Genomic DNA, 19,738 nt, shown 5'->3' on the forward strand with positions numbered 1-19,738 from the left:
CGATTACATCGAGATGTTCTACAACGTAAAACGCCGCCATGGTTTCAACAATCAGCTGTCACCGGTAGAGTTTGAAAAACGTTACGCAATGAGCTTGCAAGGTGTCTAGAGAATCCGGGGCGATTCAGTATTATAATGTGGCGCAGAAAATGTAACCGTTCGGCGAAGGCACCTACCTGATTCAAGTCATAAGTGTGATGCTGAATTAAACTCATACCTCAAAGCCTTCAAGGCCAAAATTGTTCAGCTGCAACTGCTGTGCAGTGTGCAGATCGGGGCGGGATACTAGGGTTGTGTTTGCAGTACTTTACGGTAGGTATGCTGAAACCGTCCGGGTGCCAGCCATATATTTTTGGGGGTATTGATAGTTGAGCGAAAGGTCGGTCATTCATTTTATAAAGCCATGCCGTGATCCTGTAGAGGATCACCGTATTCTTACCCCTCAGTATGCAATGGATATGCTCAGACAAGGACATATAGTAAATATAGGCTTGGATAATTGCACGCTGCAGAGAATGGAGGAGCTGCCAGTCAAGCCATCCCGAGCAGCGGCTGAAGCGGTTGGACTTCTCCCTCTTGTTGAGTTTCTACAAAGTGCTCCTGGTGTTGCCCTTACCTCCATGGGGACACATGAGATGCCTGAAAACCGTGTTGCAAAGGCTAAGTGGGCATACGAAAACTTTTGTTCAGCCTTTTGGCCCGGGCATCGAGACGATGTTGAGGCCTCACACAGAAAGTTTGACGAAGATTCTACAGATCGTTGGGTCGAGTTCATGGAGTTGAGCGAAGGGGCCAGATGTGTCTATGGTCCGGCATACGTTGCTCTGCTGCAAATGCAGAACATACGCCGAACGTATCCATCATTGAGCCCCGAAGAGAAGTTTGAGGCATATCTCCACAGCATGGCTGGCATGCTGGACCTAGTTAGTGCATTTGAGCTTGAGATAGCCAAGTATGCGTTTTGGGAAATTTCACATGTTGATATAAATAGGCTTCCTGACCGAGTTCGCGAAAGAAGGGCGGACATAAAGGAGAATTTTACGAAGCAGCAGTCCACTGTTAGCAAGTGTAAGCGAGCTGCCTTTAACGGTGCCATGGACCTACATTGGCTCAGTGGCTCCAATTTGTCGGAAGATCTTGGAGCGACGATCAAAACCGATGTAGGAGAGTTTGCGCTTGATAATTGGGTAGGGACCAATGACCTCAAGCTTTACCGGATATGCAGAGATCTGCACTCGACACCCCACGAGGAGTCGAAAACTATGCGCTTTGTGCATACGCGTGAGTCTGTTCTGGAAGCACTTCCTTACTGGCGCAACGTGGATCGACTGTCCAGAGACGTGATGCTATACCGACATGCGAGCGGTTACCGATCTCTCGATAAGACTCTGCTGTCCAACGTCGATGCGGCCGTCAAGCACCTTGAAGGGGAGTTGCGTAAAGTGCTGAAGGATTGAGCGCGTCTATGGAAATGGGGCGATTCAGGGGTGAGACTGGGCGGCTGCTGAAGGAAATCTCAGCGCTCTCGGAGGAGTGCGTTCTTGGCCAGGGGATCTATGGAAGCTCCGGAGGTTAGAACCGCCGAAATACTCAAAGAGTGGCAGAGCTAGATGAGCTATGCATAGGACATGGCGCGCTCAGATCGACCTGATCGGTGCTACCGCTGGCGGATACGAAAAAGCCCGCTTTCGGGGCGGGCTCTCACGCGTCTCCAAGGGGAGGCAATTTGCCAACGAAGTCTCGGAGCCAACCACCATAGGCTACACGCCACGGCCACCTTTGTCAGCAAGGCTCAGACCAAGGCGTCCTGCCTAGCTGCGCATCACCTTATTCCAATCAATTTCGTACCCAGCGTCCTGGAGCTCCCGGCTCAGGGCTTGCTTCCAGCCCTCATCGTTCATCGAAGTCCAAACTACGCCTGCGAAGTCGCTTGGAATTTCGACTTGACCACGCTTCAGTGCACAGACCCTGTCACGACCTAGGTAGCCTAGGAAATAGCCAAGCTCCAACAGGACGTTCTGCCTGGCACGAGGCTCCAATTGTCCACCCTCCACGCAGCCTTGGTCGTCAGGTGTGAGCAGCACCACTGCAAATCCTACGTCTCGATGCCCTTCAATTTTCTCGATTACGGTCCGACCACGATTCGCCTGTTCGTGGAGAATGATGGGCTCAAGACCAAGCTTCTCAAGGAATCGAGCCACCGACTCTCTAGCTCCCTCATCATGGCCGTGAACCACAAATACTCGGTCCGAATGAACAGCTTTATTTTCCAGGGCCGAGGTGGTCTCAATACCCTCCAAGGCTGGGAGATCCGCCAAGTCCTCTTTCAAGCTTTTCTGTGCTTGTTCAAGCAGAGCAATAGAATGCAGCACCCTCCGTTGAATCGGCGTGTGGTAATCGATTACTTGCCCTGTGGTGAACACCATCGGGGAATACGTGAGGTCTGTGGCGGCAGCGTAGGTGCGATACGCACTGGTGTCCTCCCCGAAGCATCTGGTCAGACTGTCCTTGATGGCAACCTCCATGGCCTTTAGCTCCGGTGTATTCCCACTGCGGACGGTATCGAGATCAAAAGCGCGAAGTTCTGCAATTCGTTCAGATAGCCGAGCTAGACCACGCTCGATCTCTTGAGGTGTCAGTTTCAGCTTCGGCTGTGGAGGTACAACTGAGGAGGTTTTTCGAGCCATGGTCTACACATTCCTTGGTAGCGGTAGGCGATTGTTGCTGATTTTGAAGTGTCTGTTCAGCCTCTGGTCCCACGGACGCCTTTTCTTCAAGCGAGACTGACTTAATTATTTTTGCGAGGCGCACACCCAGGTTGGCGGCCTCGCGAGACTGACTTTAAAAACCCAAAGTGGCAGCCTACAGACGCCAATTTACGCTAGCCGACGAGACTGACTTAATTGTTTAAGATCACTCCACACCGCAAAAGGATCCGGGAAGGTTCGCCTTCCCGGATCCTGCTTGCCCCGCACACCCGTGCGGTCGCTGCTCAGGCCATCACAGCGTCGGCCAGCGCCACGCTTCACACAGGCAAAACGGGCAGCCGCTTCTGCTGGTTGAACAGCCGCGTTGTGCGCTGAAGGCCGGTGAACTGTCCACCGACAATCAGGGAATCAACTGGGTTTGCCGTTCAACCGCGCCAGCGTTTCATCCAGCTCATCAATCTGCCCCGGCGCTTCGGTCACCACACTGAAGTCGCTCACTTCGACCGCCCCCAACCCATGCCCCAGCAGGTGGAACGAGAACGCCTTGCGCGACTCGTTGTTGTCGAACGTGAACTCCATTTCCAGGGGCTGATCCGGCGTGACCAGCATCTCCTCGGTAGGTAGCCCCACCAGCACCTCCTGCTCGAACTCCTTGGTCTTGAGCACGATATAGGCGTTCTGCTGCGGGTCGGCCGAGCGTACCGTCAGGCGTACCCGGGTGTGCGAGCCCTTGGGCATCTCCAGGTACTGCGCGCCGATCAGGTTGTCGGCCCAGTCATCCTTGATCTGCGGCTGCAGCGGGATCACTGTCGCGCTGCCAAACTGGTAGTGCTGGTTCAGCGGTGAGCCCATCACTGATTGATCCAGTGCGCTGGCGCGCGCCTGCACCTGGCGTGCCCGCTGGCCACGGAAGCGATCTGTCAGGTTGGCGCGTTCGGCAATGAAGCCGGTACTGGCATACGACCGGCAGCGCTGCTGGAAATCGCATTCGGTGAAGGTGGCATTGCCATCGTGATAGCGCAGCTTGCCGTTGGTGAACGACATGATTTCACGCCCGTTGTCATAGTCGCGCAGCAGCGAACGCCCACTGAGTGCGTTGGGCACCGGGAAGCCGAAGTAGTCGAGCACCGATGCGGTCAGGTCGACGTGACCGTACACGCCGGATTTCACCTGTGGCAGTTGTGCCTGCTCGGGCGCCAGCATCAGGTTGAAGCCCCACGAAGACGCCAGGCGTACACCGTCGATGCCATGGGATTCGTCCGAGGTGATCACCACCAGGGTGTCCTTGAGTACCCCCTGACGTTCCAGTCCGGCAAGAAAGTTATCCACAGCGTCGTCGAGATAGGCCACTGCCGCCTGCTTGGGCGTGGCGTAGCGTTCGAGGTATTCCGCCGGCGCGGAGTAGGGCTGGTGGGTGCCCACGGTCAGCAGGGTGAGCATCCACGGTTCAGGCTGCTTCTGCAGTTGGCCGACATAGTCCAGCGCGCCTTCGAAAAACGCCTTGTCGTCCTTGCCCCACGGGAAGTCCAGGTAGTTGGGGTTCTTGAACCAGTCCAGGCCCAGGGTGGTATCGAAGCCGATGTGCGGCATGATCTTGTCCTTGGCCATGAAGCGCAGCCCGGCACCCTGCAGGTAGTGCGTACTGAAGCCATGTTCGCGCAATTGCGCCGGCAGGCATTCCTGGTTGCGCTGGTTCTGCGTCAGCATCTCGACCCCCTTGGGGGTACCGTTGTCGAGCTTGTCGTAGTCGCCACACAGCATGGCGTAGAGGCCACGGATGGTCTGGTGGGTATGCAGCACGTAGTCGGGGGTGTTCATGCCGCGTTCGGCCCAGGCGCTCAGCTTGGGCATCAGGTGTTCCTGGTAGGCGGGGTTGAGGGTGCGTCGGTTGATGTCCAGGTAAGCCCCCGGGATGCCTTCCAGCGCGACCACCAGCACGTTGCGCGCGCTGCCGGGCGCGTCGAGCAGCGGCTTGCCGCTCAGGTCCAGGCGGGTCAGGCCGGCCATGGCCACGGGCGGGTCGACCACATCGGCCTCCAGCCAGTCTTCGATACGCGCCTGGCTTTCACCCACGCCTACCGCCAGCAATTGATGTGGCAGGTTGAACACCTGCCACTCGTCCGCTTCGGCAGGTTCCCAGGCCTGGGTACCGGCATGCACCAGCAGGCAGGTCACGGGCACCGCCCACAGGTGCCGCGGCAATGGCGCGACGGGTCTGGCCCGGGCCGCCCAGCGGGTCGCAAGCCACAACAGCAGGCCAAGCCCCAGGGCAATGGCGAAGCCAGGGTTGGCCAGGCTGCCACCGGCGGAGTTTTCCATGAACTGCACATCGGTGAGGTAGTGCAGGTCGGCCGGGGTCGGCAATCGGCCTACTGCGGCCACCAGCTCGGCACTGGCCAGGCTCAGCACTCCCCACGCCAGCACCACGGGCACTGCCAGCCATACCGGACGACGGTACAGCAGAACGACCAGTGCTCCACCGAGGCCCACGTCGGACAGGTACCCCAGCGGATCGGCCCAGCCGTTCGCCACGCGCAGGCATACAGGAACCACCACCAGCAGCCCGAACAGGGCGGCGAGCGAAGCGCGAGGGTGCTGCAACCAGCGATAGATACGTTTCACGGGGGCGTTCGTCATCATGTCGTCATGTAAATGTGGTGATGGTACCAAGTGCAGTACATCTCCACAGCATTCCGGCAACAAGTCGAAACCCAGTTTTCTGGCCTGGATCAATGTCGAATGCGCCTCCATGGCTTACCGTGGTGGGTTCCTGCCACTCTTTTCAAGGATGAAACGCAATGCAGTCAATGGACCGCAATCATGATATTCAGCCCCTGTCGCGGGCAGACATGACCATCGAGCTCAACGGGCGGCCGGTACCGGCCGCGGCAGGCGAAAGCGTGCTCAACGTGCTGCACGCGGTGGGCCTGCGCCAGGTGGCGCGCAACGACCATGGCCAGGTCACGGGTGCCTTCTGCGGCATGGGCGTGTGCCACTGCTGCCTGGTGTCGATCAACGGTCGCCCCAAGCGCCGCGCCTGCCAGACCATCGTCAAGCCGGGCATGCAGGTCGAAACCGGGGTCAACCGCTTCGACGTGGAGGGTGTCGAATGAGCCTGCGTCCGGTAATAGTCGGCGGCGGTTCGGCAGGCATGGCGGCTGCCATCGAACTGGCCCGGCATGGCGTCTCCAGCGTGCTGTTCGACGAAGCTTCGCGTCTGGGCGGGGTGGTCTATCGCGGCCCTTTGCGCAGCGGCGTCGACCTGGGCTACCTGGGCAAGCGTTATGCCAGCGCGCTGAACACCCTGCACGAAGAGTTCGCCGATTGTGCCGAGCGCATCGACGTGCGCCTGGAAACCCGTGTGGTCGGGGGCGAAGGCGGCAACCGCCTGATGGTGCTGGACAGCGACGAGCAGCTGCACGAAGTGGAATACAGCCACCTGGTACTGTCCGCCGGCTGCCACGAGCGCAACGTGCCGTTCCCCGGCTGGACCCTGCCCGGCGTGATGCTGCTGGGCGGTCTGCAGTTGCAGATCAAGAGCGGCGTGGTCAAGCCGCTGGGCACCACCGTCATCGCCGGCACCGGCCCGCTGCTGCCCCTGGTGGCATGCCAACTGCACGCGGCCGGGGTCAAGGTGGAAGGGGTGTACGAGGCATGTGCCTTCGGCAAGATCGCCAAGGAAAGCCTGGCGCTGCTGAACAAGCCGCAGCTGTTTCTCGACGGCCTGAGCATGCTCGGTTATCTGAAGCTCAACGGTATCCCCATGAACTACGGCTGGGGCGTGGTAGGTGCCAACGGCGAGGGCGAACTCACCGAAGTGCGCCTGGCCCCCTACAGTGACAACTGGCAGCCGGACATCAGCCGTGTGCAGCGCGTCTCGGCGCAGACCCTGGCCGTGGGCTACGGCTTCATTCCGCGCACCCAGCTCAGTCAGCAGATGGGCCTGGCCCACGGCTTCAACGAAGACGGCTACCTGCGCGCCGAAAGCAACGTGTGGCAACAGAGCAGCGAGCCGCACATTCACCTGGCCGGTGACATGGGCGGGATTCGCGGTGGCGAAGCCGCGATGCTCACCGGGCGCATCGCCGCCGTGTCGATCCTGCACCAGGCTCAGGTCATCACCCCCGAACAGGCGCTGGACCTGCGCGAGCGCTACCTGGGCAAGCTTGCCGCGATCAAGCGCTTTCGTGCCGGGGTAGACCGCTACACACTGCGCGGCACTGAGCAGATCACGCTGCCCGCACCCGACACCGTCATCTGCCGCTGCGAGCACGTCACCCGCAGCGACATCGACCGCGCCCTGGAGCAGGGTGTACAGGACATGGCCGGGCTGAAGATGCGCACCCGCGTGAGCATGGGCGATTGCCAGGGCCGCATGTGCGTGGGCTACTGCAACGATCGCCTGCGCCAGGCCACCGGGCGTGCCGATGTGGGCTGGCTGCGCCCGCGGTTCCCCATCGATCCGATCCCTTTCTCCGCATTCAAGAACCTCGGCACGGAAGCTGAAGCATGAACAGAACCTATGATGTGGTCATCGCCGGCGGCGGTGTGATCGGCGCTTCCTGCGCCTACCAGTTGTCCAAGCGTGGCAACCTCAGGATCGCGCTGATCGACGCCAAGCGCCCCGGCAACGCTACCCGCGCCTCGGCGGGCGGGTTGTGGGCGATCGGCGAATCGGTCGGCCTGGGCTGCGGGGTGATCTTCTTTCGCATGATGTCGCAAAAGCACAAGCGCGAAGCCAACGGCGCCGCCGTGGCGGTCGATTCCAGCACCCCGCACATCCTGCCGCAGTCGTTCTTCGACTTCGCGCTGCAATCCAATGCCTTGTACCCCGGCCTGCACCAGGAACTGATGGAGCGCCACGGCATGGACTTCAAGTTCGAGCGCACCGGCCTCAAGTACGTGATCTACGACGACGAGGACCGCCTGTACGCCGAGCATATCGTCGCGCAGATCCCGCACCTGGCCCACGAGGTTCGCTGGCTCGACCGCGATGCCCTGCGCAAGGCCGAGCCAGCCGTCAGCCACCATGCCCACGGCGCGCTGGAGTTCCTGTGCGATCACCAGGTCAGCCCGTTCCGTCTGGCCGATGCCTACACCGAAGGTGCGCGGCAGAACGGCGTCGACCTGTTCCTCAACACCAACGTCACCGGCGTGCTGCACCAGGGCGACCGGGTGGTGGGGGTCAAGACCGACGTGGAAGGCGAGTTTCACTGCCAGACCCTGATCAACGCCGGCGGCGCCTGGGCGGCAGAACTGAGCGAGATGGCCACCGGCCTGAGCATTCCGGTCAAGCCGGTCAAGGGCCAGATCCTGCTCACCGAGCGCATGCCCAAGCTGCTGCAGGGCTGCCTGACCACCGCCGATTGCTACATGGCGCAGAAGGACAACGGCGAGATCCTGATCGGCAGCACCACCGAAGACAAGGGCTTCGACGTCACCACCACCTATCCGGAAATCAACGGTCTGGTGCAGGGCGCGGTGCGATGCATTCCGGAGCTGGCGCAGATCAACCTCAAGCGCAGCTGGGCAGGCCTGCGTCCCGGTTCGCCGGACGAGCTGCCGATTCTCGGCCCGGTGCAGAGCGTGAGTGGCTACCTCAATGCCTGTGGGCACTTTCGCACCGGCATCCTGACCTCGGCGATCACTGGCGTGCTGATCGACAAGGTGCTGCATGAAGAGGCACTGCCGCTGGACCTGACGCCGTTCCTCGCGGACCGCTTCGGTACTCTGCCCAAAGCCGCCCAGGCCTGACCCGGTGCGTGCCTGAACCTGCGGTGATGGTCGCCGTCGGTTCAGGCGCACGGATCAAGCGTGCAGGCTGACCGGGGTCAGATCTGCATGGCCATGCCTTCGACGTTCATCGCCGCCTGGCGCAAGGCCTCGGAGCGAGTCGGGTGCGGGTGGCAGGTGAGGGCGATGTCTTCGGCCGAGGCCGAGAACTCCATGGCCACGCAGTACTCACCGATCATCTCGCTGACGCACGGGCCAACCAGGTGCACGCCGAGCACCTCGTCGGTTTCGGCATCGGCCAGCACCTTGGCGAAGCCTTCGGTCTCGTGGTTGATCTTGGCCCGGCTGTTGGCCATGAACGGGAACTTGCCGACCTTGTAGGCGCGGCCTTCGGCCTTGAGCTGCTCTTCGGTCTTGCCCACGCTGGCCAGTTCGGGGCGGGTGTAGATCACCCCCGGGATCAGCCCGTAGTTCACTTCGTGGGCCTTGCCGTGGATTCGCTCGATGCAGGCGATGGCTTCGTCTTCTGCCTTGTGGGCGAGCATCGGGCCGCTGGTGACGTCGCCGATCACCCACACGCCCGGCACGCTGGTGCGATGGCCCTGGTTCTCGAGCATGCCGCGCTTGTCGGTCTGCAGGCCTACCGTTTCCAGGCCCAGGCCCTGGGTGTAGGGGCGACGGCCGATGGCGACCAGCACGTAGTCGGCCTGCAGGGTTTCGGCGGTGCCGCCGGCGGCCGGTTCGAGGGTCAGGCTGACACCGTCGGCCGACGGCGTGGCCTGGGTCACCTTGCTGCCCAGCTTGAAGCTCATGCCTTGCTTGGCCAATGCGCGCTGCAGGGTCTTGGCGGTTTCTTCGTCGGTGCCGGGGCAGATACGGTCGAGGTATTCCACCACGGTGACCTGGCTACCGAGGCGGCGCCACACCGAGCCCAGCTCCAGCCCGATCACGCCCGCGCCGATCACCACCAGGTGTTTGGGCACCTGGGGCAGGGCGAGGGCGCCGGTGGAGTCGATGATGCGCTGGTTGTCGATGGTCACGCCGGGCAGCGGAGTCGGCTCGGACCCGGTGGCGATGACGATGTCCTTGGCCTGCAGTTCGGTCACGGCGCCCTGGTCATCGGTGACCTTGACCTTGCCCACGCCATCGAGCTGGCCCCAGCCCTTGATCCAGTCGACCTTGTTCTTGCGAAACAGGAACTCGATGCCCTTGGTCAGGCCCGCGACGCTCTCGTCCTTCTGTTTCATCATCTGCGCCAGGTTCAGGCTTGGCTTGACCTCGATACCGAGGTTGGCGAACTCGCTGCCGGCAGCCGCTTCGTAGAGTTCGGAGGCATGCAGCAGGGCCTTGGACGGCATGCAGCCAACGTTCAGGCAGGTGCCACCGAGGGTCGGGCGACCTTCGACACAGGCCACGCTCAGGCCCAGCTGGCCTGCGCGAATGGCAGCGTTGTAGCCGCCAGGGCCGCCGCCGATGATCACGACATCATAGGTTTTCATTGTTGTACTCCCGGATGAAGAATCGACAATGCCGCCAAGGTTAGGGGCCGATCTGGAGGTTGTATACAATTTATGCCACTACCTTTTTGCATCGGCCGGTCTACGACGATAGTCCGGCATGCCTCCCTGTTCTTGAGGATGGGCTACCCTTTTGTGCAGACGTCCGAAGATTACGGGAGGCTCATTTCATGCTTGCGCAACTTCCACCTGTTCTGCAAAGCCTGCGGTTGCCCTTGCGACTCAAGCTTTGGGATGGTCACGAATTCGATCTCGGCCCCCAGCCGCAGGTCACCATCGTGGTCAAGGATCCCCAGCTGATCGGCCAGTTGACCCACCCCAGCCTGGATGAGCTGGGCGCGGCGTTCGTCGAGGGCAAGCTGGAACTGGAGGGCACCATCGGCGAAGTCATCCGCGTGTGCGACGAGCTCAGTCAGGCGTTGCTCACGGACGAGGAAGAAGACCAGCCGGTGCGCAGCGAGCATGACAAGGCCACCGACGCGGCGGCCATTTCCTACCATTACGACCTGTCCAACGATTTCTACCAGCTGTGGCTGGACCGCGACATGGCGTATTCCTGCGCCTACTTCAAGACCCCCGGCGACACCCTTGAGCAGGCCCAGCAGAACAAGTTCGAGCACCTGTGCCGCAAGCTGCGGCTCAAGCAGGGCGACTACCTGCTGGACGTGGGCTGTGGCTGGGGCGGGTTGTCACGTTATGCCGCACGTGAGTTCGGCGCCAAGGTGTTCGGCATCACCCTGAGCAAGGAGCAGCTCAAGTTGGGGCGTGAACGGGTCAAGGCAGAAGGGCTTGAAGATCAGGTGGAACTGCAGATTCTCGACTACCGCGACCTGCCCCAGGACGGTCGCTTCGACAAGGTGGTGAGTGTCGGCATGTTCGAACACGTGGGGCATGCCAACCTGGCGTTGTACTGCCAGCGCTTGTTCGGCGCGGTGCGCGAAGGTGGCCTGGTGATGAACCACGGCATCACCGCCAAGCATGTGGACGGGCGCCCGGTGGGGCGCGGCGCGGGCAATTTCATCGAGCGCTATGTGTTCCCCCATGGCGAGCTGCCGCACCTGTCGATGATCAGTGCGCGTATCAGCGAAGCGGGGCTGGAAGTGGTCGACGTCGAGAGCCTGCGCCTGCATTACGCACGGACGCTGGCGCAGTGGAGCGATCGCCTGGAAAGCCAGCTGGACAAGGCCGCGAGCCTGGTGCCGGAAAAGGCCCTGCGCATCTGGCGGCTGTACCTGGCCGGTTGCTCCTATGCCTTTGCCAAGGGCTGGATCAACCTGCACCAGATTCTGGCAGTCAAGCCGTTCGCCGATGGTGGCCACGACCTGCCGCTGACCCGCGAGGACCTGTACCGCTGACAGTCGCGCTCAGAGGATCGGCGAGATCAGTCGGGCGATGCGCATCCCCAGTTGTTGCAGGCGGCGCGTCTGCTGGCTGTCCTCGGGGGTGCTTTCCCGCGCTTGGTCGAAGTCGTGCTGGAGCATGGCTTCGACCTGCGCGGCAAAGGCAAGGTCTACGGTCAGCAGCATGATTTCGAAGTTCAGGCGGAACGAGCGGTTGTCCAGGTTGGCACTGCCGATGGCGCTGACTTCGTTGTCGACCAGCACCACCTTCTGGTGCAGAAACCCCGGCCCGTAGCGGAACATGCGCACCCCGGCCTGCACCGCCTCGAAGGCGAACAGGCTGGAGGCGGCGTACACGATACGGTGGTCAGGGCGCGAGGGAATCAGGATACGCACGTCGACGCCCCGCAACACCGCCAGGCGCAGCGCGGCCGACACGGCCTCGTCGGGAATGAAGTACGGGCTGGTGATCCAGAGCCGCTCGCGCGCCGCGTGGATGGCGTCGACAAAAAACAGCGAACAGGTCTCCTGCGGATCGGCGGGCCCGCTGGCCAGTACCTGGCAAAGTACGCCGTTGTCCGGGTAGGTGTCGGGCAGTATCAGTGGCGGCAACTGGCGCGCCGCCCAGTACCAGTCTTCGGCAAAGGATTCCTGCAGGCAGGCCAGCACCGGGCCGCTGACCTGCACATGGGTGTCGCGCCAGGGCGATAGCCTGGGGTTGCCGCCCAGGTATTCGTCGCCCACGTTATGGCCCCCCATGAACCCCAGCATGCCGTCGACCACCACGATCTTGCGATGGTTGCGGAAGTTGACCTGGAAGCGGTTGAACCAGCCGCGGCGGGTGGCGAAGGCGCGGATGTTCACGCCGCCTTCGCGCAAGCTCTGTATATAGGCGGAGGGCAGGGCGTGACTGCCAACGCTGTCGAACAGCACGTAGATCTTCACCCCTTCAGCGGCCTTTCTCAGCAGCAGCGCCTTGAGCTCACGGCCGATGCCGTCGTCGTGGATGATGAAGAACTGGATCAGTACCGTGTCGTGGGCCGCTTCTATCGCCTTGAAGATCGCGTCGAAGGTGGCCTGCCCGTCGATCAGCAGGCTGACCTGGTTGTTGGCCAGGCACGGCATGCGCCCAAGCTTGGGCATGGCCCGCAGCGCCGCATAGGATTCGGAGTTGCGCGCGGTCAGCGCCTCTTCCACCCAGGGGCGCCAGTTGAGGTCGGCCATGGCCACATGCATTTCGCGGTTGGCCTGGCGGCGGGCCTGGATGTAGGCGTCGAAGGTGCGACTGCCGAATACCAGGTACGGAATCAGCGTGAAGTAGGGGATAAACAGCAGCGACATGGCCCAGGCAATTGCACCTTGGGCAGTGCGCACGGTGAACACGGCATGCAGGGCGGCAATCACGCCCAGCAGGTGAATCACACCGATGAGGTAACCGAAGAAGTAAGGGCTGTGGTAATCCATACACATTCTGCTATCCGAGGGCACTGCCCGCTAACAGAGCACGTTCGCGCCTGCACTTGCAACTGAAAGCACGAAAACGCGTCTAAGCTGTGTTCCGGCTTGGGGCCGGATTCTGAAGGAGTCACTACATGAAAAGTCGTCTGCCGATGCTGGCACTGGTACTGGGCCTGGCGAGCCCGTTGGTGCATGCGCAGATGTTGCAACCGGGCCTGTGGGAGTTGACCAGCAGCAACATGCAGGTCGATGGCAAGCCACTGCCCGACATGGAATTCATGCTCGGCCAGTTGAAGAACCTGCCGCCCGAGCAGCGCGCAATGATCGAGGGTGGCCTGGCCAAGCAAGGCATCAGCGTCGGGGGCAAAGGGGTGCGTTCGTGCCTGACCCAGGAGCAGGTTCAGACCAACGACATTCCGCTGCAGGACCCGCAGTCGGGGTGCACGCAGAAGATCACCGAGCGCAACGGCAATGTGTGGAAGTTCACCTTCAGTTGCCCCAAGGCTCAAGGCAACGGTGAAGCGCAGTTTCTCAGCGATCGGGAATTTCTGACCAAGGTCAGCGGCACGTTCAATGCGTCCGGTGTTGAGCAAAAGGGCAGCATGAACACCCGTGCGGTATGGCTGGGCAACGATTGCGGCACGGTCAAGCCGCGCACCTGATCAGCGCAGGTGCCACTGCCATTGGCTCTGCGCGACAGCGTCGTGGGCATGCAGGCTTTCGGCATGTTCCACACGCAGCTTGAAGCCGTCGATCCACGGCAGCGGTTGCAGGGCCAGATGCAGGCGCCTCGCGGCGTCTTCGCAGAACATCAGGTTCTGCCCGTTGGCCAGCGCAAACGCCTGTTCGTCGGCTCGTTTCACGGCTGTCTGCACAGCAGTGCCGAGAGCTGCCTCAGCCAGGTCGATCAGCTGTCGAAAGGGCATTTGCTCCTCGCCTGGGGCCAGGCGCAGGTGCAGATGGGCCGTGCTGCGTTGGCTGTGTGGTGTTGCCACGATGCCTTGGGCGGTGCCGAGCCAATGCAGGATGGCAGCATGATCGAGGTTACTCCGGTTGGCGAAATCATCGACGAACTGCTGCTGAATCAATTGGCGGGCGAGCGCGGCGGAGCATGGGCAGGTCGAGGAATACTCGACTTGTGCGTTTAGTTCCACGTGGAACACTCCGTTTTCCAAACGCGCGTCCACACTCATCGGGTAAGCCTTCCAGCCTGCCAGCGGGCTGACCAGCGCAGGCCGCTTGAGCAACAATTCGAAGTCCAGACGCAGGTAAGCGGTGGTCGAGAGGCCCTGATGGCTGTCGATAAACCGTTCCAGGACCTGGCGCACCAACCCTACTGAAAACGCCGCGTGCTCGAATGCCTCCAACGCGAGGTACAGGCGCGACATGTGAATCCCCCGCGAGGATCCATCATCCAGGCTGACGCCGGCATCGGCGCTGGCGCGTACCTGAACGCCGTCGAGTGTGATCGGCAGTGCGATGCCGCACATGCCAACCCATTCCAGAGGCATGGATTGCTGGCTGGCCTGAGCGGCGATATCGGGAAGGGTCAGGGCGTTCATGCTGAAACCATCGCTGAATTAAAAACCGATACGTTACATTATAACGATTCATTCATCATAGCTTTTTCCGAGTCCTCACTCGCAGCCCCCAAGGCGATTGCAACGCAGGCTGAAGCGTTGGCCGCTGGAGCTGGACACCCGGTTCTGCGTGGTCCAACCCACCCGGCGGCTATAGCCGACCCAGGCTTCGCCGTCGCTGGCCAGGCCCGTGTAGAAGGTCAGCGGCCCATAGAGGCTGTTGGTTTGTACCCAGCGCCGCTGCCCCAGCACCTCAAGGCCGCGCACGTACTGGGTGTTGCCCTGGCTGTGCACGCTGTACACATTGCCGTCGCGATCTTGGCAGGCCAGCAGGTTGGCGCTGCGCGTGCATTGGGCAGGCTCACTGCGCGGCATCGCGGCGTGAACCGTCGCGACGGGGATCAGCAGGAGCGAAAGCAGTACGAAGGTTTTCATCCAATCTCCGATTGGCTAAATTGCATTGTTATAATATAACATTGAAAAAGGCATCCTTCGAATGCTCCGACGCCCTGATGAGGTATTTGCGCCATGACCGACCGTCTCCCCGTTACCGTGCTGTCCGGCTTTCTAGGTGCCGGCAAGAGCACCCTGCTCAACCATGTGCTGCGTAACCGCGACAACCTGCGGGTGGCGGTGATCGTCAACGACATGAGTGAAATCAATATCGACGCCAGCGAAGTGCAGCGCAACGTCAGCCTCAATCGTGCAGAAGAAAAACTGGTCGAGATGAGCAATGGCTGCATCTGCTGCACCCTGCGCGAAGATCTGCTCGAAGAGGTCGCGCGGCTTGCCCGCGAGGGGCGTTTCGATTACCTGTTGATCGAGTCCACCGGCATATCCGAGCCGCTACCGGTAGCCGAAACCTTTACCTTCCGTGATGAGCAAGGCCGCAGCCTGGCCGACCAGGCGCGGCTGGACACCATGGTCACGGTGGTCGACGGGCTGAATTTCCTGAGTGACTACCAGGCCGCCGACAGCCTGGCTTCGCGCGGCGAGACCCTGGGCGAGGGCGATGAACGTTCCATCAGCGACCTGCTGATCGAGCAGGTCGAGTTCGCCGATGTGATCCTGTTGAGCAAGATCGACCTGATCGGCAGCGATGAGCGCGAAGAACTCTGCGCCATTCTGCGCTCGCTCAATGCCCACGCCCAGATCGTGCCGATGGTGATGGGGCAGGTGCCATTGGCGCAGATTCTCGATACCGGCCTGTTCGACTTCGAGCGTGCTGCCCAGGCGCCGGGCTGGCTGCAGGAACTGCGCGGTACGCATGTGCCGGAAACCCAGGAGTACGGCATTGCCGCCACTACCTGGCAGGCCCGCCGCCCCTTGCACCCACAGCGTTTTTTCGACTTTATCCACAGGCCCTGGAGCAACGGCCGCCTGTTGCGTTCCAAGGGCTTTTTCTGGCTGGCCAGCAAGCACCAGGAAGCCGGCAGCTGGTCCCAGGCCGGCGGCATTATGCGCCACGGCTTTGCCGGTCGCTGGTGGCGTTTCGTACCACGCGGGCAATGGCCCCAGGACCCGCAGGACACGGCGGCGATCCTCAAGCACTGGACGGCCGAATGCGGCGATTGCCGACAGGAGCTGGTGTTCATCGGGCAGCACATCGACTTTGCGCAACTGGATGCCGAGCTGGGCGCCTGCCTGCTGAGCGATGAAGAAATGGCATTGGGCGCCGAGGGCTGGCAACGCCTGCCCGACCCGTTTGGCGACTGGCACGACGAAGAGGCGGCCTGATGCTGGCCCTGAAACGCCGTGGCAGCGCCCGGCAGACAGTCGGCGAATCGCCCCAGGTGCTGACCGAGGTGCTGCAGGATGGCGTCAATCTGGCCGTGTGGCAGCGCCAGTTGCCGGTGCATGTGGCCGATTTTGCCCAGGTGCTGTTGTCCCTTGGGCAGCCGCTGGCCGAGTCCCTGACCCTGGAGTTGCAGCCAGATGACGATGCACCCGCCCTGCGCGGGTTGGCGGCAGCGTATGCCGATCTGCAGGGGTATGAGGGGTTCATCTGCGATGTGCGCTGGCTGGTGGGCGCCTACGCCTGCCTGCTCGACGCGCGTCGGGTGGGGCTGCGCCTGCGCGCACTGGAGGGCGCAATGTGCCCGCGTTTTCACGTCGACCACGTGCCGGCGCGGCTGATCTGTACCTATGCGGGCCCCGGCAGTGAATGGCTGACGGCGCCCGATGCGGTGCAGGTGGAGCAGTTGTCGACCGGTGATGTGGCCGTGCTCAAGGGCGAGAGGTGGCTGGGCAATGAGGGGCAGGGGCTGGTGCACCGTTCGCCGGCGGTACCTGCGGGGCAGCGCCGCCTGATGCTGACGCTTGACTGGATGGCCTGAGCGCGCAGCATAGTGCGTATCCTTCCTGACGAATCGATGCGCATGCTGCAGAACATACCCACCCACCTGATCGGCGGCCCCCTGGGCGCCGGCAAGACCAGCCTGATCCGGCACCTGCTGGCCCAGCGCCCGGCCCACGAGCGGTGGGCGGTGCTGATCAACGAGTTCGGCCAGATCGGCCTGGATGCCGCCTTGCTCGCCACCGACGATGATGGCGTGGCGATGGGCGAAGTGGCGGGCGGATGCCTGTGCTGCGTGAATGGTGCACCGTTCCAGGTGGGCCTGGGGCGCTTGTTGCGCAAGGCGCGCCCTCATCGACTGTTCATCGAGCCTTCGGGGCTGGGTCATCCTGCCCAGTTGCTGGCCCAGCTGGGCGAAGCACCCTGGCAAGGCGTGCTGGCGGTTCAGCCGTCGGTGCTGGTACTGGACGCCCAGGCATTGGCGGCAGGCCAGGCATTACCCCAGCCGCAGGCGCAGGCACTGCACGGTGCGGGGCTGCTGGTGCTCAACAAATCTGAAGGCTTGGCGGCCGCCACGCGCCTGTGGATAAGCCAGGGGTTGCCTGATGTACCCCAGCTTTGGACGGACCATGGGCAGATTGCGCTGAACAGCCTGCCGGGCGTTGGTGTGCATCCGTTGCCGGTGGATAACTTCAAGCTGCCGGAGGCCAGGCCGTTGCCGGCGGCGCTGTGGATAAACCCGCTGACGCCGATCTGTCTTTATCAACAGCTGGAGCAGGGCTGGAGCATTGGCTGGCGCTGGCACCCGAGCCAGCAGTTGCACCCGCAGCGTTTGCAGCAATGGCTTGCAGGCCTTGGGTGGCGCAGGGCCAAACTGGTTATCCACAGCCCGGAGGGTTGGCAGTCGGCCAATGCGCTGGAGGGGCAGGCGCTGCACTGGCAGGCCAGCGAGTGGCGGCGCGACTCGCGTATCGAGCTGATTTTTGCACAGCCGCAGGCAGTGGCGGCCTTGGAGCAGGGGATGCAGGAATGCCGGATTCCCTGAAGACAGGGCCGGCCTTTTTGCAGGCAAGGCTGGCCCCGGTAGACGGAGGGAACGTCACTGGCGCCAGCGATTGTGCTCCTGGCGCCACTGGTTCATCTCGATCACGTTGCCGCCCTGCACCGGCGGCTTGATCTCGAACGGGTAGGGTGCCAGTTCGATCTGCATCGTATGCGCGCCAAACTGCGTCACCGTACCGGGGTGACGATGTTCGCCTGTCACCGTGAATTCGAAGTTGTACACACGGGCCAGGCGCTTGCGCCCGTTGGCATCGCGCACAAAACCGATGCGCTTGAGCGCCACGTTGCCATCCAGCAGTTCCAGGTCGAGCTTGGCGCAATGCTGCTTGACCCGTTCCAGTGCCTTTTCGCGCAGGCCGTGGTTATGCCACAGCCAGGCGCCTGCGGTGGCCAGCAGCATCAGCACCAGAAGGTTTTCGAGGGTTAACATCTACGTTCGCTCCAACCAGATAGGCTCAGCTTAACTGCCACCCCGGTCTGTCGTACAGGTGGCATTTGGCGCCATACTGCGCGCCTTGTTTTTCATTCGATCGTTTGGAAGCCCTGCATGAAACGTACACCGCATCTGCTCGCCATCCAGTCACACGTGGTATTCGGCCACGCCGGCAACAGCGCCGCGGTGTTTCCGATGCAACGGGTGGGGGTCAATGTCTGGCCGCTGAACACCGTTCAGTTCTCCAACCATACTCAGTATGGCCAGTGGACCGGCGAAGTGCTTGCGCCAGAGCAAATTCCGGCGCTGGTGGACGGGATTGCGACGATCGGCGAGCTGGGCAACTGTGATGCGGTGCTTTCCGGCTACCTCGGCAGCGCCGCCCAGGGCCGTGCGATTCTTACTGGGGTGGCGCGGATCAAGGCGGTCAACCCGAACGCCCTGTACCTGTGCGACCCCGTCATGGGGCATCCGGAAAAAGGCTGCATCGTACCCGCCGAGGTCAGTGACTTCCTGCTCGATGAAGCGGTTGCGGTGGCGGATGTGCTGTGCCCCAATCAGTTGGAGCTCGACAGCTTCTGCGGGCGTCGGGCCGAGTCGCTGGAGGACTGCGTGGCCATGGCGCGCAGCCTGCTCGCCCGCGGGCCCAAGGCTGTGCTGGTCAAGCACCTGGCATACCCGGGACGCAAGGCCGAAGACTTCGAGATGCTGCTGGTGACTGCCGAAGGCAGTTGGCACCTGCAACGACCGCTGCTGGCCTTTGCGCGGCAGCCGGTGGGGGTCGGCGACCTGACCTCCGGCCTGTTCCTGGCGCGGGTGCTGCTGGGTGACAGCTGGGTGGCGGCTTTCGAATTCACTGCCGCGGCCGTGCACGAGGTGCTGCTGGAAACCCAGGCTTGCACCAGCTACGAGCTGGAGCTGGTGCGTGCTCAGGACCGCATCATGCACCCGCGGGTGCGCTTCGAGGCGCGGCGACTGTCGCTCTAGAAGGCGTCGCCCTTGAGTTCCTGGTAGCGCTTTTCGAGTTCCTGGCGAATCAGGCGGCGCTGCTTGCCTTGCACGAAGCGGCGCTTTTCCTCGCTGGTCTCTGGCTGGCGTGGCGGCACGGCGACCGGCTTGCGATCGTCGTCCACCGCGACCATGGTGAAGAAGCAGCTGTTGCTGTGGCGCACCGAACGCTCGCGGATATTTTCGGTGACGACCTTGATCCCGACCTCCATCGAGGTGTTGCCGGTGTAGTTCACCGACGCCAGGAAGGTCACCAGTTCGCCCACGTGTACCGGCTCGCGAAAGACCACCTGATCCACCGACAACGTCACCACATAACGGCCCGCGTAGCGGCTGGCGCAGGCATAGGCGACTTCATCGAGGTACTTGAGCAGGGTGCCGCCGTGTACGTTGCCAGAAAAGTTGGCCATGTCCGGGGTCATCAGGACGGTCATCGACAGCTGGGCGTTTCCAGGTTCCATAGTGTGCTCACGGTAAGGTTGCGCTGAGGCGGGGTGGCGAGTGGTCATCACGCTTCTTTTCCCCAATTTCGAATCCCATGAAAACGGGACGCTGACAGCGCCGTTGCCGTCACGCCGTTCGTGCCATCTTTGGCGTGTTACC

The 19,738-nt window shown here is 62.1% G+C and carries 19 protein-coding genes; 11 read left to right on the forward strand and 8 right to left on the reverse strand.

Annotation, left to right across the window (positions count from 1 at the left end):
- Together MF6396_RS28495 and MF6396_RS20240 are read left to right on the forward strand one after the other, a co-directional pair.
- Positions 1-109 (forward strand): IS3 family transposase (locus tag MF6396_RS28495; RefSeq protein WP_146427598.1); only part of this gene is annotated, 109 nt, incomplete at its 5' end.
- 526 nt (positions 110-635) lie between these two features.
- Complete coding sequence (locus MF6396_RS20240; protein WP_231390552.1) at positions 636-1,457, forward strand: hypothetical protein; 822 nt, start codon at positions 636-638, stop codon at positions 1,455-1,457.
- A 354-nt stretch (positions 1,458-1,811) separates the two neighbouring features.
- Here MF6396_RS20240 and MF6396_RS20245 read toward each other — a convergent pair whose 3' ends face one another.
- Both MF6396_RS20245 and MF6396_RS20250 read right to left on the reverse strand, forming a co-directional pair.
- Positions 1,812-2,687, reverse strand: a complete 876-nt coding sequence (locus tag MF6396_RS20245) for a TIR domain-containing protein (protein WP_078481416.1) — start codon at positions 2,685-2,687, stop codon at positions 1,812-1,814.
- A gap of 429 nt (positions 2,688-3,116) precedes the next feature.
- Positions 3,117-5,330: an LTA synthase family protein gene (locus tag MF6396_RS20250; RefSeq protein ID WP_229589187.1), complete on the reverse strand. Its 2,214-nt coding sequence runs from the start codon at positions 5,328-5,330 to the stop codon at positions 3,117-3,119.
- Positions 5,331-5,506: 176 nt separating this feature from the next.
- On the opposite strand from MF6396_RS20250, the gene hcnA reads away from it, so the two are divergent.
- Genes hcnA through hcnC form a run of 3 tightly spaced genes read left to right on the forward strand, consistent with a single transcriptional unit; the run spans position 5,507 to position 8,462 of the window.
- The gene (gene hcnA, locus MF6396_RS20255) at positions 5,507-5,821 is read left to right on the forward strand and encodes a cyanide-forming glycine dehydrogenase subunit HcnA (RefSeq protein ID WP_043861504.1); all 315 of its coding nucleotides are present in this window, start codon (positions 5,507-5,509) and stop codon (positions 5,819-5,821) included.
- Entirely contained in the window at positions 5,818-7,221 is a 1,404-nt protein-coding gene (gene hcnB, locus MF6396_RS20260) for a cyanide-forming glycine dehydrogenase subunit HcnB (protein WP_043861505.1), read from the forward strand. The genes hcnA and hcnB overlap by 4 nt, the downstream gene beginning before the upstream one ends.
- Positions 7,218-8,462, forward strand: coding sequence for a cyanide-forming glycine dehydrogenase subunit HcnC (hcnC, locus tag MF6396_RS20265; RefSeq protein ID WP_078481417.1), 1,245 nt, complete (start codon positions 7,218-7,220; stop codon positions 8,460-8,462). Before hcnB ends, hcnC begins: the two co-directional genes overlap by 4 nt.
- Before the next feature lie 77 nt (positions 8,463-8,539).
- On the opposite strand, the gene lpdA is transcribed toward hcnC, so the two are convergent.
- Positions 8,540-9,940, reverse strand: coding sequence for a dihydrolipoyl dehydrogenase (gene lpdA, locus MF6396_RS20270; protein ID WP_043861507.1), 1,401 nt, complete (start codon positions 9,938-9,940; stop codon positions 8,540-8,542).
- Between the two features lie 188 nt (positions 9,941-10,128).
- Here lpdA and cfaB point away from each other — a divergent pair, with 188 nt between their 5' ends.
- On the forward strand, positions 10,129-11,313 hold the full coding sequence (gene cfaB, locus MF6396_RS20275; RefSeq protein ID WP_054916443.1) for a C17 cyclopropane fatty acid synthase CfaB: 1,185 nt from the start codon (positions 10,129-10,131) through the stop codon (positions 11,311-11,313).
- A 9-nt stretch (positions 11,314-11,322) separates the two neighbouring features.
- Here the strand turns inward: cfaB and cls are convergent, their stop codons facing one another.
- A complete protein-coding gene (gene cls, locus MF6396_RS20280; protein ID WP_078481419.1) occupies positions 11,323-12,762 on the reverse strand; it encodes a cardiolipin synthase in 1,440 nt (479 codons plus the stop codon).
- Positions 12,763-12,890: 128 nt separating this feature from the next.
- Between cls and MF6396_RS20285 the strand changes: the two genes are divergently transcribed.
- The gene (locus MF6396_RS20285; RefSeq protein ID WP_043861510.1) at positions 12,891-13,418 is read left to right on the forward strand and encodes a DUF3617 domain-containing protein; all 528 of its coding nucleotides are present in this window, start codon (positions 12,891-12,893) and stop codon (positions 13,416-13,418) included.
- Here the strand turns inward: MF6396_RS20285 and folE2 are convergent, their stop codons facing one another.
- Together folE2 and MF6396_RS20295 are read right to left on the reverse strand one after the other, a co-directional pair.
- The gene (gene folE2, locus MF6396_RS20290) at positions 13,419-14,318 is read right to left on the reverse strand and encodes a GTP cyclohydrolase FolE2 (protein ID WP_078481420.1); all 900 of its coding nucleotides are present in this window, start codon (positions 14,316-14,318) and stop codon (positions 13,419-13,421) included.
- A 75-nt stretch (positions 14,319-14,393) separates the two neighbouring features.
- Positions 14,394-14,771 carry a glutamine synthetase gene (locus MF6396_RS20295; protein WP_078481422.1) on the reverse strand — a complete coding sequence of 126 codons (378 nt, stop codon included), beginning with the start codon at positions 14,769-14,771 and terminating at the stop codon, positions 14,394-14,396.
- Positions 14,772-14,864: 93 nt separating this feature from the next.
- Between MF6396_RS20295 and zigA the strand changes: the two genes are divergently transcribed.
- The 3 genes from zigA to MF6396_RS20310 are packed head-to-tail and all read left to right on the forward strand — an operon-like array spanning position 14,865 to position 17,677.
- The gene (gene zigA, locus MF6396_RS20300) at positions 14,865-16,073 is read left to right on the forward strand and encodes a zinc metallochaperone GTPase ZigA (RefSeq protein WP_078481423.1); all 1,209 of its coding nucleotides are present in this window, start codon (positions 14,865-14,867) and stop codon (positions 16,071-16,073) included.
- Complete coding sequence (locus MF6396_RS20305; protein WP_043861514.1) at positions 16,073-16,672, forward strand: DUF1826 domain-containing protein; 600 nt, start codon at positions 16,073-16,075, stop codon at positions 16,670-16,672. Before zigA ends, MF6396_RS20305 begins: the two co-directional genes overlap by 1 nt.
- Positions 16,673-16,714: 42 nt before the next feature.
- Positions 16,715-17,677 (forward strand): CobW family GTP-binding protein, encoded by a 963-nt coding sequence (locus MF6396_RS20310; protein WP_078481468.1) that lies wholly within the window; start codon positions 16,715-16,717, stop codon positions 17,675-17,677.
- 54 nt (positions 17,678-17,731) lie between these two features.
- Here MF6396_RS20310 and MF6396_RS20315 read toward each other — a convergent pair whose 3' ends face one another.
- The gene (locus MF6396_RS20315; protein ID WP_043861515.1) at positions 17,732-18,124 is read right to left on the reverse strand and encodes a DUF3301 domain-containing protein; all 393 of its coding nucleotides are present in this window, start codon (positions 18,122-18,124) and stop codon (positions 17,732-17,734) included.
- A 117-nt stretch (positions 18,125-18,241) separates the two neighbouring features.
- Here MF6396_RS20315 and pdxY point away from each other — a divergent pair, with 117 nt between their 5' ends.
- Positions 18,242-19,114 carry a pyridoxal kinase PdxY gene (gene pdxY / locus MF6396_RS20320; protein ID WP_078481425.1) on the forward strand — a complete coding sequence of 291 codons (873 nt, stop codon included), beginning with the start codon at positions 18,242-18,244 and terminating at the stop codon, positions 19,112-19,114.
- Here the strand turns inward: pdxY and MF6396_RS20325 are convergent.
- A complete protein-coding gene (locus tag MF6396_RS20325) occupies positions 19,111-19,596 on the reverse strand; it encodes an acyl-CoA thioesterase (protein ID WP_043861517.1) in 486 nt (161 codons plus the stop codon). The genes pdxY and MF6396_RS20325 overlap by 4 nt on opposite strands.
- Positions 19,597-19,738: the final 142 nt, after the last annotated feature.

The organism is Pseudomonas sp. MF6396, from assembly GCF_002018915.1.
Classification (GTDB): Bacteria; Pseudomonadota; Gammaproteobacteria; order Pseudomonadales; family Pseudomonadaceae; genus Aquipseudomonas; species Aquipseudomonas palmensis.